General features: G+C 71.2%; 14 protein-coding genes. 4 read left to right on the top strand and 10 right to left on the bottom strand.

What is annotated here, in order from left to right:
- Positions 1-4 precede the first annotated feature (4 nt).
- From StrepF001_RS15260 to StrepF001_RS15240, 5 genes are all read right to left on the bottom strand, one after another.
- Positions 5-1,954, bottom strand: coding sequence for a copper resistance protein CopC (locus tag StrepF001_RS15260; RefSeq protein ID WP_129798774.1), 1,950 nt, complete (start codon positions 1,952-1,954; stop codon positions 5-7).
- A gap of 13 nt (positions 1,955-1,967) precedes the next feature.
- Positions 1,968-2,417 (bottom strand): copper chaperone PCu(A)C, encoded by a 450-nt coding sequence (locus StrepF001_RS15255; RefSeq protein WP_129798773.1) that lies wholly within the window; start codon positions 2,415-2,417, stop codon positions 1,968-1,970.
- Positions 2,414-3,064, bottom strand: a complete 651-nt coding sequence (locus StrepF001_RS15250) for an SCO family protein (RefSeq protein WP_129798772.1) — start codon at positions 3,062-3,064, stop codon at positions 2,414-2,416. Before StrepF001_RS15250 ends, StrepF001_RS15255 begins: the two co-directional genes overlap by 4 nt.
- A gap of 99 nt (positions 3,065-3,163) precedes the next feature.
- A complete protein-coding gene (locus StrepF001_RS15245) occupies positions 3,164-3,919 on the bottom strand; it encodes a YcnI family protein (protein ID WP_129798771.1) in 756 nt (251 codons plus the stop codon).
- A gap of 171 nt (positions 3,920-4,090) precedes the next feature.
- Entirely contained in the window at positions 4,091-4,903 is an 813-nt protein-coding gene (locus tag StrepF001_RS15240; RefSeq protein ID WP_129798770.1) for a hypothetical protein, read from the bottom strand.
- Positions 4,904-5,157: 254 nt separating this feature from the next.
- On the opposite strand from StrepF001_RS15240, the gene StrepF001_RS15235 reads away from it, so the two are divergent.
- Positions 5,158-5,610 (top strand): ATP-binding protein, encoded by a 453-nt coding sequence (locus StrepF001_RS15235; RefSeq protein ID WP_129798769.1) that lies wholly within the window; start codon positions 5,158-5,160, stop codon positions 5,608-5,610.
- A 63-nt stretch (positions 5,611-5,673) separates the two neighbouring features.
- Here StrepF001_RS15235 and StrepF001_RS15230 read toward each other — a convergent pair whose 3' ends face one another.
- Positions 5,674-7,140 (bottom strand): aminopeptidase P family protein, encoded by a 1,467-nt coding sequence (locus StrepF001_RS15230; RefSeq protein WP_129798768.1) that lies wholly within the window; start codon positions 7,138-7,140, stop codon positions 5,674-5,676.
- 80 nt (positions 7,141-7,220) lie between these two features.
- Positions 7,221-8,729, bottom strand: a complete 1,509-nt coding sequence (locus StrepF001_RS15225; protein WP_129798767.1) for a PP2C family protein-serine/threonine phosphatase — start codon at positions 8,727-8,729, stop codon at positions 7,221-7,223.
- A 504-nt stretch (positions 8,730-9,233) separates the two neighbouring features.
- Here StrepF001_RS15225 and StrepF001_RS15220 point away from each other — a divergent pair.
- A complete protein-coding gene (locus tag StrepF001_RS15220; RefSeq protein ID WP_129798766.1) occupies positions 9,234-9,899 on the top strand; it encodes a bifunctional DNA primase/polymerase in 666 nt (221 codons plus the stop codon).
- A gap of 55 nt (positions 9,900-9,954) precedes the next feature.
- Positions 9,955-10,593 (top strand): hypothetical protein, encoded by a 639-nt coding sequence (locus StrepF001_RS15215; RefSeq protein ID WP_129798765.1) that lies wholly within the window; start codon positions 9,955-9,957, stop codon positions 10,591-10,593.
- A 251-nt stretch (positions 10,594-10,844) separates the two neighbouring features.
- On the opposite strand, the gene StrepF001_RS15210 is transcribed toward StrepF001_RS15215, so the two are convergent.
- From StrepF001_RS15210 to StrepF001_RS15200, 3 genes are all read right to left on the bottom strand, one after another.
- The gene (locus StrepF001_RS15210; protein ID WP_129798764.1) at positions 10,845-11,810 is read right to left on the bottom strand and encodes a DUF5926 family protein; all 966 of its coding nucleotides are present in this window, start codon (positions 11,808-11,810) and stop codon (positions 10,845-10,847) included.
- 165 nt (positions 11,811-11,975) lie between these two features.
- Complete coding sequence (locus StrepF001_RS15205) at positions 11,976-12,614, bottom strand: ATP-binding protein (RefSeq protein WP_129798763.1); 639 nt, start codon at positions 12,612-12,614, stop codon at positions 11,976-11,978.
- Between the two features lie 139 nt (positions 12,615-12,753).
- The gene (locus StrepF001_RS15200) at positions 12,754-13,581 is read right to left on the bottom strand and encodes a glycerophosphodiester phosphodiesterase (RefSeq protein ID WP_129798762.1); all 828 of its coding nucleotides are present in this window, start codon (positions 13,579-13,581) and stop codon (positions 12,754-12,756) included.
- Between the two features lie 234 nt (positions 13,582-13,815).
- Here StrepF001_RS15200 and StrepF001_RS15190 point away from each other — a divergent pair, with 234 nt between their 5' ends.
- A complete protein-coding gene (locus StrepF001_RS15190) occupies positions 13,816-15,303 on the top strand; it encodes a trypsin-like peptidase domain-containing protein (protein WP_240797512.1) in 1,488 nt (495 codons plus the stop codon).

Here is a 15,303-nt window from a genome sequence, read left to right as displayed (position 1 = left end):
GGAGTCAGCCGATCTGCGCGTTCTTGGAGACGGTGGTCTGGTCGATGTCGGAGGTCCGCACGGTGACGGCGATGTTCCACTCGCCCGCCATGGGGATCTGCACTCCGTTCGCCGACCAGTGGCCGGTGGTGACGTGGTCCGGGACGACGGGCAGCGGTCCGATGTCCTTGGACTTCAGGGTGAAGGCGACCTTCACCTCGGGGATGTCGAAGGCGCGGCCGTTGGGCCGCTGCACATAGACGTGCATCTCGTTGCCGCCGACCCGCGCGGGGTCGATGTCGAGCCGTACGACGCCCTTGCCGTCCGCGCCGCCGGTGTCGAAGGTCATGTCGAGGGTCACGGCCCCGGCGTCGGAGGACGAGGACGACGAAGCCGACGTGGCCGCCTCGGCCTCCTCCACCGTGCGCCCCGGTTCGGCGGACGTCAGCAGGGTGGTCACCGTGAGCAGGACGACCGCGACTCCCGCCTCGGCCAGCACCGAGCGGCGCAGGCCGTGGCGGATCGGGTCGGCGTCCCGGACGCGCTTCTGGCGTGCGGTGTCCATGGCGGCCCGCTGCCGGGCGAGCTGGGCGGCACGCTTCGGATCTGCGGCATCCGTCCGCTTGGAGCCGGAGGCCGCCTGCTTGCCGTCCTCGGTATCCGCCCGTTTGCCGTCACCGGAAGCGGTACGTGCCGTGACCCGTTCCTTGGTGCGTTCCCGCTGTTTCCCGCCGGTCGCGGTGACCGTGTCCGTCAGCTGGGCGGTCCACCGCCGAGAGAGCCATGCGATGCCGACCAGCACCACCACGAGCCCGACCTTGACGAGCAGCAGCTGTCCGTACCGGGTCCCGGTGAGTGCCGTCCAGGAGCCGACCTGCCGCCAGGACTGGTAGAGGCCGGTCGCGACCAGCGCGACCACGCTGCCGAACGCGATCTGCGAGAACCGCCGTACGGCCCCCGCAGCCGGCGCAGCCTCCGCCGACGCCCAGTACAGCGAGACCAGCAGCGCACACAGCCCCCCGAGCCAGGCCGCCACGGCGAGCAGGTGGACGACGTCGACGGGCATCGCGATCCCGGCCTGGAGGCCGGTCGAGGCGTGCTCGGACATCGCCCAGGTCGCGGCGATCCCGGCGGCCACGACACCTCCGCCGACGGCCAGTCCGAACGTCAGGTCGCGCTTCTCGTCCTCCTCGCGTTTGTCATATGCACCGAAGAGCACGGCGATGAACAGCGCCGCCGCGGCGAGCAGCAGCAGCCGGGACACCAGGGCCGCGCCCGTCTTGGTCTGCAGCACCTGCCCGAGCAGGTCCAGGTCGAAGACGTCGCCGAACTTCCCGGAGCTGGTGTAGGAGCCGCGCAGGAGGAGCAGGCCGAGGGTGGCCGCGGTGAGCGCGACCCACCCCGAGACGACGAGCCGCTGCACGGCCCGTACGCCCGAGCCGCGCGGCCAGCAGGCGAGGACGAAGGCGGCGCCGCCGGCCAGCACGGTGAAGCCGGCGTACGACACATACCGCCCGAACCCGTACAGCCAGCCGACGACCCCGCCCCCCGCCGTCTGGTCCGACACCGTGACGGAGGTCGAGGAGGGGGCGCCGATGGAGAAGGTGTAGGCGCCGGCGACGGGATGGCTGTCGGCCGACACCACCTGGTAGGTGACGGTGTAGGTGCCGTCGGGCAGGCCCGAGTGCAGTTTCACGGCGTACGTCGTTCCGCTGACGTTGCTCGCCGCGCCGGTGTCGGCCCGCTTGCCCTTGGGGTCGAGCACGCGCAGCGAGTCGTCGGAGAGCGAGACGGTCTCGGAGAAGGTGAGCGAGACCTGTGCCGGGGCCTTGTCGACCACCGCCCCCTGCTGGGGGTCGCTGCCGGTCAGCGCGGCGTGCGCGGAGGCCGGTGCGGCGCCGGCGAGGAGCAGGCCGGCGGCGGCCAGGAGCAGCAGCACCAGGCTTCGGACGCGGGGGGCGATGGTCTGCGTCAAGGGGGTCCCTCCCTCAGTGCCCGGTCTTCGGGGTGTACGTCGCCGACTTCACCGGCATGTCCACGGTGACCACGGCCGTGGCGAAGTGCAGCTCGACGGAGACCGTCTCACCCTGCTTCGGCTTGCGCTTCAGCTTCTCGAACATCAGGTGGCTTCCGCCGCTTCTGAAGACGAGTCGACCGTGTGCGGGCACCGCGACCTCCTGGGCCTCGTGCATCGCCTGCCCGACGGTCTCGTGCACGGTGACCTCACCGATGTCGCTGGTGACCGAGGTCAGCTCGGCTGCCCTGCCGCTTGAGTTGGCGATCGTCAGGAAGCCCGCCGCCATGGAGTCTGAGACGGGTTGCGGCATGTAGGCGGAGCTGACGGAGAGGGCGCCCTCGGCGTCGTCGGAGTCGGCGCCGCAGCCGGTGAGGGCCAGCGCCCCGGCCGTCACCGCCGCCGCGACAGCGAGACGCCTCACGGGGTCTGCCCCTTGACGAGCTTGGGGAGGTCCTTGGTGTAGTCGTCGACGGTGGCGTCCTCGCCGTAGAGGACGTAACCCGCGTCGTTCTTCGGGGAGAAGGCGACGACCTGGGTGCCGTGCGTGGAGACGATCTTGCCCTTCTCCTTCTTCGGCGGATCGATCGAGATGCCGAGCGTGCGGGCGCCGGCCTGGATGGTGTCGAAGTCGCCGGACAGGCCGATGACTTGGGGGTCGATGCCCTTGAGCCACTTGCCGAGTGCGGCCGGGGTGTCCCGCTCCGGGTCGGTGGTGACGAACACGACCTGCAGCTCGTCCTGTTCCGCCTTGGGCAGCTGCTTCTTGGCGACGGCGATGTTGTTCATCGTCAGGGGGCAGACATCGGGGCAGTTGGTGTAGCCGAAGTAGATCAGCGTCGGCTTGCCCGCGGTCTCCTTGCGGAGGTCGTACTGCTTGCCCCGGGTGTCGGTCAGGACCAGGTCCGGCTTCTCGAAGGGCTGGTCGAGGACGGTGGCGGCCCGGTCGGAGCCGGCCTCCTCGGACACCATGGTGACGGGCGATCCGCCGTCGTCACCACTGCTGCAGGCGGACAGGGTCAGGGTTGCGGCGGCGAGCAGCGCAGCCACGGTGAACGTCTTCTTGCGCATGGAAAAGTCCCAGATGTGAGATCTCCGGTGCGCGCCGGGGTGCAGGACGACGCCTCATGCATCGTCCGGACCCGGCGCGCACCGACGGAGCGGAAGGCTTCAGGCGTTGCTGCGCCGACGGCCGGCCAGCACGCCGTACGCCACACCGGCCGCGCCGACGACGATGCCGACGACGGCGAGGACACGGGCCGTGGTGTCGGTGCTGTCGACGGGCTCGGCGGTGTCGGACGCGGTGTTCGCGGCGGCGGCCGAGGCGTCGTCGGTGCTCTCCTCGGAGCTCTCCTCCGCCGTCGAGGAGCCGTGGCTGTGGCCGTCCTCCTCGGCCTCGGACAGCGCGAGCACCGGCGCCGGGTTCTCCGGCTCCTCCTGGCCCTCCTGCGGGACCTCGATCCAGCGGACGACCTCGTCGTTGGAGTACGTCTGGATGGCCTTGAAGACCAGCTCGTCGGTGTCCTCGGGCAGCGCGCCGACGGAGACCGGGAACTTCTGGAAGAAACCGGGCTCGATGCCCTTGCCGTCGGCGGTCCAGGTGACCTTGCTGACGGCCTCGGTGATCTGTCGGCCGTGCGAGTCGATCGGCTTGTCCAGCTTGGACTTGGTGACCTTGACGTCCCAGCCCTGGACCGGCTCCGGCATCACGGAGGCCAGCGGGTGGTCGGCCGGGAAGTTGATCTCGAGCTTCGTGGTCGAGGCGTTGTCGCGCTCGTTGGGGACCTTGAAGTCGACGACCGCGTAGCCGCCCTTGGCGGCCGCGCCCTCGGGCTGCACGGAGACGTGCGCGAAGCAGGGGGAGGACAGAACGACGACGGCCGAGGCGGCGACGGCGCCGACGGTGGCGATACGGGAAGCCTTCATGGGCGGTGAGCACTCCACTTCGAGTGAGGATCCGGTGGTGGTGAAGAGGGGTACGCGCGCGTGCGGGTTGATTGCTCGACGACCCTGGACAAGGGCTGCACGCGCGTGTGCCGCGTGACGGCGGCAGGCACCCTCCGGCCGGATTCCGAACGAAGTGGCGGTCGCGTCGCGTCAGGCGGCGAGAGCGAGCGCGGCGGACGGCGGGCCGCGCCGGATCACCGTGTGCTGGAGTGCGGTCGTACGGGGCTGGGGGCAGGTGGGCGCGGCGGCGCGCCGGAAGCGCGGGCCGGCCTCGGGCGCCGCCGGGAGCCCGGTGCACAGGGCTCGCACCAGCGCGAGCGCCCCGCGCAGGGACCGTACGAGCGCCCCCTCCGTGACCGAGTACGCCGAGAGTTCCGCCAGGCGCAGCAGGGCGAGGTCCCCGCGGCGCAGCAGCCAGCCGGCGGCGATCGCCGCGAGGACATGGCCGAGCAGCATCGGCAGGGACGGCAGCAGCGCGACCGGGGAACCGGCGGCGGTGGCCATGGCGTCCGCCGGGTGGTGCGCGGCCTGCGCTCCCGCGCCGGGGGAGATCCCCGCGTCCGTGAGGATCCGCTGGGCCTGCGCCGGGCTGATCGCCGCCGCCGTGGTTCCGCACACCAGCCGCGCGGCCTGTTCGACCAGGGAGGCGTCGGACGCCGGCGTGGCGGAGGCCGTGAGCGGGGCCGACCCGTGCTGTCCCAGCCCGAACAGTGTGTGCAGCGCGATCTGTCCGGCCGCGAGCAGCGCCGCGATCCCGGGCAGCGAGCGCTCACGACCGGCGAGCGGCGCGGCGACCACGAGCACCGCGAGGAATCCCGCACCCAGCGTCCACGGCGGAACCCCGCCGGAGGCGAGCGCGTGCCCGCCCGCGGACAGCACGACGCAGACCGCGGCGAACACCGCGGCCCGCAGGATCCGGAGGTCGGTTCCGGAGCGCACCGTGCGCGGCTGGGGGGCAGTCATGGCGGGCTCATCATCGCACTGGCCGTGTCGCCGCCGTACGGCAGGTCCGCAAGGTTCCGTACCATCCGGAAGATCACCCGATGCCCCGGACCGGCCCGACTGGTACCCGACTGGTGTATGCAGGCCCCACATACACCTAGGGCCACCCCTGGCACATCCACCATATGGGCGGCATCACGTCGGTTTCGCGCTTACACCCGGGCACGCGCGGTAATACGTAACGGTATGTCGAGCCGCGGCCAGGAGGCTGGAGCATGAGCATCTGGTGGTCACTCCATCTTCGGCGCGAGGCCGCAAGCGTTTCGCTCGCCCGCCGCCTGCTGCTCGGCACCATGGAGACCGCGGGCGTCGACCCCGACGTCTCGTACGACCTCTCCGTCGCGCTCACCGAGGCCTGTGCGAACGCCGTGGAGCACGGCGGGGACACCGTGCACGGCTGCACCTCGGAGGCGTACCGGGTCACTGCCTACCTGGACGGCGAGAAGTGCCGTATCGAGGTCGCCGACTCGGGTCCGGGATTCGCCCGTCCCCAGGCCCGTCCGGTGCCCGCCCGCCCAGACGCCGAGCACGGCCGTGGCCTGTGCCTGATCGAGGAGCTCGCCGACCACGTCCACATCGGCAACAAGCCGGGACCGGGCGGGGCGGTGGTGAGCTTCGACAAGATCCTCAAGTGGCGTGACAACTCCCCGCTGATGACAGCGTCCTGAACCCGGCCGGGGAGCGGACCTCCGGCCGGGCACCCCGTAGGTACCCGGCCGTCAGTCCGAACGTCAGCCCTTCAACGAGGCCATCCACGCCTCGATCTCGGCGGAGCGACGAGGCAGCGCGGCCGACAGATTCCGGTTCCCGTCCGCGGTCACCAGGATGTCGTCCTCGATGCGGACACCGATACCGCGGTACTCCTCCGGCACCGTCAGGTCGTCGGCCTGGAAGTACAGGCCCGGCTCCACCGTCAGGCACATCCCGGGCTCCAGGACGCCCTCCACATACGTCTCGGTCCGCGCGGCAGCGCAGTCGTGGACGTCCATGCCGAGCATGTGCCCGGTCCCGTGCAGAGTCCACCGCCGCTGCAGTCCCAGCTCCAGCACCCGCTCGACCGGCCCTTCGACGAGCCCCCACTCGACCAGCTTCTCGGCGAGCACGCGCTGTGCGGCGTCATGGAAGTCCCGGTACTTCGCGCCCGGCTTCACCGCCGCGATCCCGGCCTCCTGGGCCTCGTACACCGCGTCGTAGATCTTCTTCTGGATCTCGCTGAAGCGCCCGTTGACCGGCAGCGTGCGCGTGACGTCGGCGGTGTAGTACGTGTGCGTCTCCACACCCGCGTCCAGCAGCAGCAGATCACCGGAGCGCACGGGCCCGTCGTTGCGCACCCAGTGCAGCGTGCAGGCGTGCGGGCCGGCCGCGCAGATGGAGCCGTAGCCGACGTCGTTGCCCTCCACGCGTGCGCGGAGGAAGAACGTGCCCTCGATGTAGCGCTCGGAGGTCGCCTCGGCCTTGTCGAGGACCCGCACCACGTCCTCGAAGCCACGCGCCGTGGAGTCGACGGCCTTCTGCAGCTCGCCGATCTCGAACTCGTCCTTGACCAGCCGCATCTCGGAGAGGAAAACCCGCAGCTCCTCGTCGCGCTCGGCGGTGACCTTGTCGGTCAGGGCCGCCTCGATGCCGGCGTCGTAGCCGCGGACGACCCGGACCGGGCCGGTGGCCTCGCGCAGGGCGTCGGCCAGCTCGCGCACGTCGGAGGCCGGGATGCCGTACAGCTGCTCCGCCTCGGTGAGCGAGTGCCGGCGGCCGACCCACAGCTCGCCCTGGCCGGAGAGCCAGAACTCGCCGTTCTCGCGGTCGGAGCGGGGCAGGAGATAGATCGTCGCCTGGTGGCCCTCACCCTTGGGCTCCATGACCAGGACGCCGTCCTCGGTCTGGTTGCCGGTGAGGTACGCGTACTCGACCGAGGCCCGGAAGGGGTACTCGGTGTCGTTCGAGCGGGTCTTCAGGTTGCCCGCGGGGATCACCAGACGCTCGCCGGGGAAGCGCGCGGACAGCGCGGCACGCCGGGCGGCGGTCTCGGCGGCCTGGGCGATCGGCTGCAGGTCGTGCAGCTCGGTGTCGGCCCAGCCGGACTTCATGTTCTCCGCCAGCTCGTCGGACACGCCCGGGTACAGGCCGTTCTTCCGCTGCTTGATCGGCTCTTCCTCAGAAGCTTCCACCGGGGTCTCCGGGAGCTCTTCGGCCACGGTCATCCTCCTAGATACGGCACTGGACCCCCTCCATCGTACGGTCGCACGGAAGGGGGCCCAGGGCCGAAAGACCTCTTACCGCCTCACTCGAAACGCGCCGCCAGCAGGACGACGTCCTCCTCGCTGTCCCCGGCGTCCAGCCCGTCCGGCAGGACGGTCCGCAGAATGTGGTCGACGATCGCCTCCGGGTCGCGCCGCTTGGTCCGGGAGAGTCCGGCCGCCGCCGCATGGAGCCGGGCGAAGGCGCGGTCGACGGGATCGCCGGTGCGCTGCAGCAGCCCGTCGGTGTAGAGCAGAACCGTCTCTCCCGCCGTCGCCTGCACCTCCACGCTCGGCGCCTCCCAGCAGGCGAGCATGCCCAGCGGGGCCGAGACGGAGGTCTCCACGAACTCCGTGCGCCGCTCCCCGATCAGCAGCGGCGGGGTGTGCCCGGCACCGGCCAGCGTGATCTTGTGAAGGTCGGGCTCGCAGTAGGCGAACAGCGCGGTGGCCGAGCGGGCGGGCTCGGTCAGCCGCAGCAGCAGCTCCAGGTCGGACAGGACGGCGACCGGGTCCTCGCCCTCCATCACGGCGTACGCCCGCAGCGACGCCCGCAGCCGTCCCATCGCGGCGACGGCGCTGGGCCCCGACCCGGTGACCGAGCCGACGGCGAGACTGAGGGCCGCGTCGGGCAGCGGCAGCGCGTCGTACCAGTCGCCGCCGCCGCGCGGGCCGGTGTGGTGCCGGGCGGCGAGCTGGACGCCGGAGATGCGGGGCAGCCGGGAGGGGAGCAGTTCCTCGGAGATCGTCGCCATGCACGCGCGCGTGCGCTCGACTTCGAGGAGCCGCGCGAGGTGTTCGGCTGCGTAGCGGGTGTACAGGCCGACGAGGTGCCGTTGCCGCTCGACCGGTTCGGCGGGCTCGTCGTAGACCCACATGGCGGCGCCGACCCGACCGGCGGTTTCGGCGGACAGGGGGAGTGCGTAGCTGGCGGCGTAGCCGAGGCGGGCGGCCACCTCGCGGTGGCGGGGGTCGAGCCCGTCCTCGGCGAACAGGTCGGGCCGGACGATCTCGCGTACCTCGGTGGGCGGCCCGGGCGGCGTGTCGAGCAGTTCGCCGTACGGCATCGAGGCGCGCGGCACGGTCTCGAGGTGACCGAGGTCGGCCTGGCCGAGGCCGAGCCCGAGGGTCGTGTGGGGGCCGAGTCCGTCGGCCGGTTCCAGAACGACAAGCCCGCGCGAGGCGCCCACCAGGGCGGCTCCGGCGCGCAGCAGTTCCTGGAGCGCTGCGGGCAGTGCGTCCGTGCGGGCCAGGCGTTCGGTGAGTTCGTGGAGGGTCGTGAGGTCCGAGACCCAGCCGGCGAGCCGGTCCTGGAGAAGGGCTCCCGGGCCGGTGGTGACGGCGGACGTGGTGGAGGCGGAGGGGGCGACAGTGTGTGCGGGCGCCGGAACCGTTGAATCGATTCCGGCCACTTTCGAAGGGTGCGGGGCGTTCATGGCGTCCGGCTTTCCGACCGGTGCGTTTTGCGCAAAAGCATCGCGAACCCCCATGTCATTCTGCGCCGCTAGCAGTGTCTCCACATGTACACGCACTCGTGAGGAGATGTCCAGCATTGTCCTGCTGGGATTCCTGGTGTCCGTGGGGCTGCCGTGGTCTTGGGATGGATCTCCTGGGAACTCTTGCGAAAAGCGGAAGTTGGCTGAAAACTGCCTCGGGTAAGGGCCTATTGCGGTCGACTGGGCTTGCTCGACGGAGCGTCACAGCGGTCGTGATGGGTACGTACTCGGAGAAGGCCAGGGGTGGTTGGGGGCCACCCGGAACCTGGCGACGGACCCGGGCGTCTTAACCACCGACGACCGAGCCCCATCCTCCCGTGGCGGCGGCGGAGAGAAATACTCGGGACGGCAAACGCCACACTTCGCCACCCCACGCCACGCCATGCTTTTGACAGACGCAGTATGGACGCGGACGCAGCCAACGCTCGGCCCATAGGGGTTCCCCGTGTTTGAAGAGCACGGGTGTGATGCGCCAACAGGTACGCACAGTGAAGTGATCGACACATGGTGTGATGTGGTCCACGGTGTTGCCAGGCGTGCAACGGAAAGGAACGAGCGCTCATGCGCGAGATCCTCGGAAGGCGACGCAGGCTCCTGTCCAGGCGGAACAACGGGAGGCCTGAGGTGCTCAGCGCGGCCCTGACCTTCGCGACGGAATGGAAGTGGCCGGTACTCCCGGGCGTCACGGCGGACCCGCAGGGACGGGCCCGCTGCGGCTGCCCCGACCCCGAGTGCACGGTGCCCGGAGCACACCCCTTCGACCCCGGCCTGCTCGCGGCCACCACCGACGAGCGCATGGTGCGCTGGTGGTGGACCAACCGGCCCACGGCGCCGATCATCCTCGCCACCGGCGGCCGGGCCCCCTGCGCGGTCAGTCTCCCCGCCCCCGCTGCGGCCCGCGCCCTCGACGTGCTGGACCACAAGGGAATGCGCCTCGGTCCGGTCCTCGCCTCCCGCACACGCTGGGCGCTGCTCGTCCGGCCGTACTCCATGGAGCAGTTGGGCGAACTGCTTTACGCCAAGGACTTCGTCCCCGGTTCGCTGCGCTTTCACAGTGAGGGCGGCTATCTCGCGCTGCCCCCGTCCGAGACCGGCCAGGGTCAGATTCGCTGGGAGCGGGCTCCGCTGCCCGGCTCGGCCGCTCCCTGGGTGCCCGACGTGGAGGCCGTGGTGGACGCGGTGGTCGAGGCTCTCACTCGTACGGGTGTGAGCGCGCCCGAGTTCTAGGGGTGTCGGGCGCGCACGGAACCGGGTGCGCCGGCCGGCTCGTTATCGTCCCTTCATGAATGTCCGCCTGCTCGCCCTCGCGGGCGTCGTGGCGTGCGCGGTCGCGCTGCCACTGGCCGTGGCGTCCGCGGGCCCCGTGGGCGAACCGGACCCCCTGACCGTACGGCTGTCCCCGCGCGGCGACGCCAAAGGTTTTGGCACCGTGGGTTCCCGCGACGGCACTGCGGGTTCCCGCCCTGACACCGGTGCTCCTCACGATGACGCCGCCGCCGTCGGTGAGGGCGCGGCGGCGTCCGCCGACCGGCCCGCGCCGAGGCGCTCCCCGTTCCTGCTCGGCCTGGGCCTGGCGACCGCCGCCCGCTGCGGCCCCGAACTCGCCTCCCCCGACGGCATCGAGGCGCAGACCTGTGTCCTGACACAGGGCGAACAGACCTGGGCGCGTACCTACTACCGCAATGCGACCGGCGACGCCCTGGACGCCGTACTGAGCCTGATGGGGCCGGGTGACCGCACGGTGCAGATGCGGTGCGCGGTGGGCGCGGAGGACGAGCCGGCCAGCTGCGAGACGCCCCGCGAGCGGACGCAGGGGGATCCCGGGGACTACTCGGCGGTCGCGGAGTACGCGGCGCGCGGCGGACGGGGTCCGCTGCTGCTGCGCTCGGGCAGCAACTTCAGTGCGCCTACGGGCAGTTGACACGTGGCGGCGTTCCGTGAGCGACGCCGCACATAGAAGGACCCGGTTGCTGGCGACGGGGGATGCACCAGCAACCGGGCTACTGGAACGGTAACAAGAGATCGGCTGTTCGCAAATTCGATCTCCGGTTTTCCTCGGCAATCCGGACACCGACTGGCCTGTTGGAAACGGGAGTTGTGGGCCGATGCGCCGTTTCGCCGGGTGGTTCGGCTGACCGACCGGTCAGCCGAACCCGGTGACTTCGCTGTGCGTCAGCTGAGAGTGACCTGTCGGTTGGTCAGACCGCCGCGCGCGCGGCGCTCGTCCGCCGTGAGCGGCGCGTCCGTGGCCAGGGCGGCGGCGAGACGCTCGGCGAACTCGACCGCCGGCTTCTCGATGGCCTCGGCGGTGACACCGCTCGGCAGGTCCCAGACCGGGACGGTGAGACCGTGCGCCCGGAAGGAGCCGACGAGCCGGGTGCCCTCCCCGAGGTTCGACCGGCCGGCCGCGTGCAGTCGAGCGAGGGCGTCCAGAAGCTGCTCCTCCGGGTGCGGCATGACCCAGCGAAGGTGGTTCTTCTCCGGGGTCTCGCACCAGTAGGCGGCGTCGACGCCCTGGAGCTTCACCGTCGGGATGGCGGCGGCGTTGGCCCGCTCCAGGGAGGCGGTCACCTCCGGCGTGGCGTTCTCCGGGTCCGGGACCCAGAACTCGAAGCCCGGGTGCACGACCGGCTCGAAGGCGCCCTTCGGGTCGAGCAGGTCCTGCAGTCGCGGGCCCTCGGCCGGGGCGCGGCGGCCCTGCACCGGCGTGCCCGGCTCGGCCTCCAGGGCGCGCTGCAGGGTGTCGGCGAGATCACGGCTGATGTCACCGGACGCCGTGTCGTTCTGCAGGCCGAGCAGGACCGAGCCGTCGTCGCGACGCAGGGCGGGCCAGGCCATCGGCAGAACGGTGGCCAGCGTGACCGACGGGACGCCCTCGGGGAGGCCGCTCTTCAGGGTCAGCTCGGCCGTGGCCGCCGGGACCAGCTCGCGCAGGGCCACCCAGTCGCACTCGCCGGGCAGGCCCTCGAACGGGCGGTGCACCAGCTCGGTCGCGGCCTGTGCGGCGGCCCTGCCGTGGCAGGCCTTGTACCGGCGTCCGCTGCCGCAGGGGCAGGGCTCACGGGCGCCGACGACCGGGATCTCTCCGTCCGTGAGCTGCGGGCGCGTGGCCTTCGTCTGGGGTCGCTTCTTGGCCATGGTGGGTGTCTCCCGGTTACGGCTCGTCTCGTACGGGCGGGAGCCTAGCCGTTCGTACGCGGGGTGACGGGAACCTGTGGATGACGGCGGCGTTGTGGACAACGGGAGCTGTCGGCGGGTGCCCGGTGCGAGGTGCTGCCCGGGTCGCCCCCGTCGACGGGGCGTTCAGTCCAGGTCGTCGAACGCGTCCGCGAAGTCCAGGTCCGGTATGGACGACACCGACGGGGCCGTGACACGCGTAGCGAAGTCGTCGCGTCGGTGCGCCGCGTCGGGATCGTGTACGTCGTCGTGGACCACGACCCACACCGTGACCTCGCCCCGGGTGTCGTCCCGGACGCCCCAGTCGTCGGCCAGTGCCGTGATGATGTTCAGCCCGCGGCCCCCGTGTGCGGTGACCGAAGGGGTCGCCGGGGCCGGCCGCGTCGGTCCGCCGCCGTCCGTCACCTCGACGACCAGCCGGCCCCCCGGGTCCACGCGCCATGCGGCCCGGACGTCGCCGTCACCGGCCAGGGCGTCGCCCAGTGGTCGGCCGTGTTTGCACGCGTTGCTCAAAAGTTCGGAAAGGATCAGTACGGCATCGTCGATGACCGATTCCGCAACGCCACCCCTGCGCAGCTGATCACGCATCCGGTGCCTTGCTTCCCCCACGCCCGCAGGGCCATGGGGTACGGCCATGCTCGACGACGTGGGCACCTCCTGTGCCACCACCAACGCCACCCCCGAGACCTCCTTCGCCCCACGCCACGGTGTGGATGCCCCAATGGCCTGTACCGGAAACCGGCCAATCCACCTCCGGTGACGCATTCGCAACGATCGAACACGGACCGAACGCGCCGGTGCACTCCCCGTGATGAGCCGGTCGGTGTGTGGCTGGATTTCGACGGTATGGCCGAGACGGGAGAATGGTGCAGGTGAACGATCGGGTCAAGGTTGGTTTCATGGGTCAGCGACCCAGCCACCCCAGTACCGTGCGGGGGCGGTTGGTGATGATGGCGTCAACGCCCAGGCCGAGGCAGAGATCCACGTCCCCGGGCTCGTTCACGGTCCACACGTGCACCTGGTGGCCGGCCCGCTTCAGGCGCTCGATGTACGTCGGGTGATTGCGCACGATCCGGATCGAGGGGCCCGCGATTCGGACACCCGCGGGGAGCCGTCCGTCGCGCAGCCGGGGCGAGACGAACTGCATCAGATAGACCGTCGGCAGCGTCGGCGAGGCCGCCCGGACGCGGTGCAGCGAGCGCGCGGAGAAGCTCATGACCCGTACCTGCGACTTCTCGGGGGCTGCCGGGGCGTCGAGCCCGAACCGCTTCAGGAGCAGCAGCAGCCGTTCCTCGACCTGCCCCGCCCAGCGCGTGGGGTGCTTCGTCTCGATGGCCAGTTCCACCTGCCGCCCGGCGTCGGCGACAAGCTCCAGCAGCCGCTCCAGGGTGAGGACGGAGGTCTCGGCCGGGTCCTCCGGACGGTGCTCCCAGTCGGGCTCCTCGTCCCGGTGACGCGGGGAGCCGCGGTGCTTCCAGGAACCGAAGTCCAGAGCGGTGAGGTCGGCGAGCTCCAGCGCGGAGACCGCGCCGCGACCGTTGGACGTACGGTCGACGCGGCGGTCGTGGACGCAGACGAGATGGCCGTCCGCGGTCAGGCGGACATCGCACTCGAGGGCGTCCGCCCCGTCCTCGATCGCCTTCTTGTACGCGGCCAGGGTGTGCTCGGGGGCGTCCTCGGAGGCACCACGGTGGGCGACGACCTGGATCCGGTGCTGTCGTGCGTGGGTCACCGCGTCATGGTGCCACCGGGAAGGGGTGGCCGTCGGCTCGGAGGCGTCCCCCCGGCGGTGGGAAGACATCCCTTTAGTCGGAGAGGTTCTATATAAAGGAGAATCGAACATCCACAGCGACCGCTTATGGTGCCCTGACAGCCTGTGGGAAAAGCTGACGGCATACAAAAGCACAAGCGAGCACATGCACAGCTGCATAGCCAGAACAACAGCCGTGGACCGAGGAGAAAAGCTGTGAGCACCGAGAACGAGGGCACTGCGGTACCCCCGGCCCCGTCTGCACCCCCGTGCCGGTGGACACCCCCGCAGCCTCCCCGCAGCCGGCCCCGCCCGCCGCCGACGCGCCGACGACCCCGATCCCGGCCGCACCGCCGGCGCCTGGGCCCCGGCTCCCGGCGCCCCTGCCCAAGGGGCGCCCGCCTACGCGTCGGCGACCCCCGAGGGCGGCTCCTCGAACCCGCACCCCGGACCGCGGCCTCCGGCTCCGCACCCGAGGGTGGCTGGCCGCCCCCGCCGCCGCCCACCCCGGCGTACGCCGCCGGCAGCGGCGGGGCGGGTGACGGCTCCGGCTGGGGGTCCTCGTACCAGCAGCCCGCACCGAAGCCCGACCGCAGGCGCGGCGGTCTGCTCGCCGCGGTCCTGGTGGCCGCGCTGGTCGCGGGCGGTCTGGGCGGCGGACTCGGCTACACGCTCGCCAAGAACGAGGACGACACCAGCTCCACCACCGTCTCCGCGTCCGACAGTGGCGGCGACCTCAAGCGGGACGCCGGTACGGTCGCGGCCGTGACCGCGAAGGCGCTGCCGAGCACGGTCACCATAGAAGCCGAGAGCAGCAGCGGCGAGGGCGGCACGGGCACCGGCTTCGTCTTCGACACCGAGGGCCACATCGTCACCAACAACCACGTGGTGGCGGACGCGGTCGACGGCGGCAAGCTCACGGCCACCTTCGCGAACGGCAAGAAGTACGACGCCCAGGTCGTCGGCAACGCACAGGGCTACGACGTGGCGGTCATCAAGCTCGAGGACGCCCCCTCGGGCCTCAAGCCGCTCACCCTGGGCGACTCCGACAAGGTGGCCGTCGGCGACTCGACGATCGCCATCGGCGCCCCCTTCGGCCTGTCCAACACGGTGACCACGGGCATCATCAGCGCCAAGAACCGCCCTGTGGCCTCCAGCGACGGCACCGGCAGCCAGGCGTCGTACATGAGCGCGCTGCAGACCGACGCCTCGATCAACCCCGGCAACTCCGGCGGCCCGCTGCTGGACGCGCAGGGCAATGTCATCGGCATCAACTCCGCGATCCAGTCCAGCAGCAACGGCGGGTTCGGCACCGGCCAGTCCGGCTCCATCGGCCTGGGCTTCGCCATCCCCATCAACCAGGCCGAGTACGTCGCCCAGGAGCTGATCAAGAACGGCAAGCCGGTGTACGCGAAGATCGGCGCGTCCGTCTCCCTGGAGGACTCGGGCGACGGCGCGAAGATCACCGACACGGGCGCCGGCGGCTCCGACCCCGTCGAGGCGGGCGGCCCCGCGGACGAGGCGGGCCTGAGGCCCGGCGACGTCATCACGAAGCTCGACGACACGGTGATCGACAGCGGCCCCACCCTGATCGGCGAGATCTGGACCCACAAGCCCGGCGACAAGGTCACGATCACCTACGAGCGCGACGGCAGGACCAACACCGTCGAACTCACCCTGGGCTCCCGAGTCGGCGACAACTGA

It is taken from the genome of Streptomyces sp. F001 (assembly GCF_004187715.1).
Lineage (GTDB): Bacteria > Actinomycetota > Actinomycetes > Streptomycetales > Streptomycetaceae > Streptomyces > Streptomyces flavusporus.
This window is presented reverse-complemented; position numbering and strand designations above follow the sequence as displayed.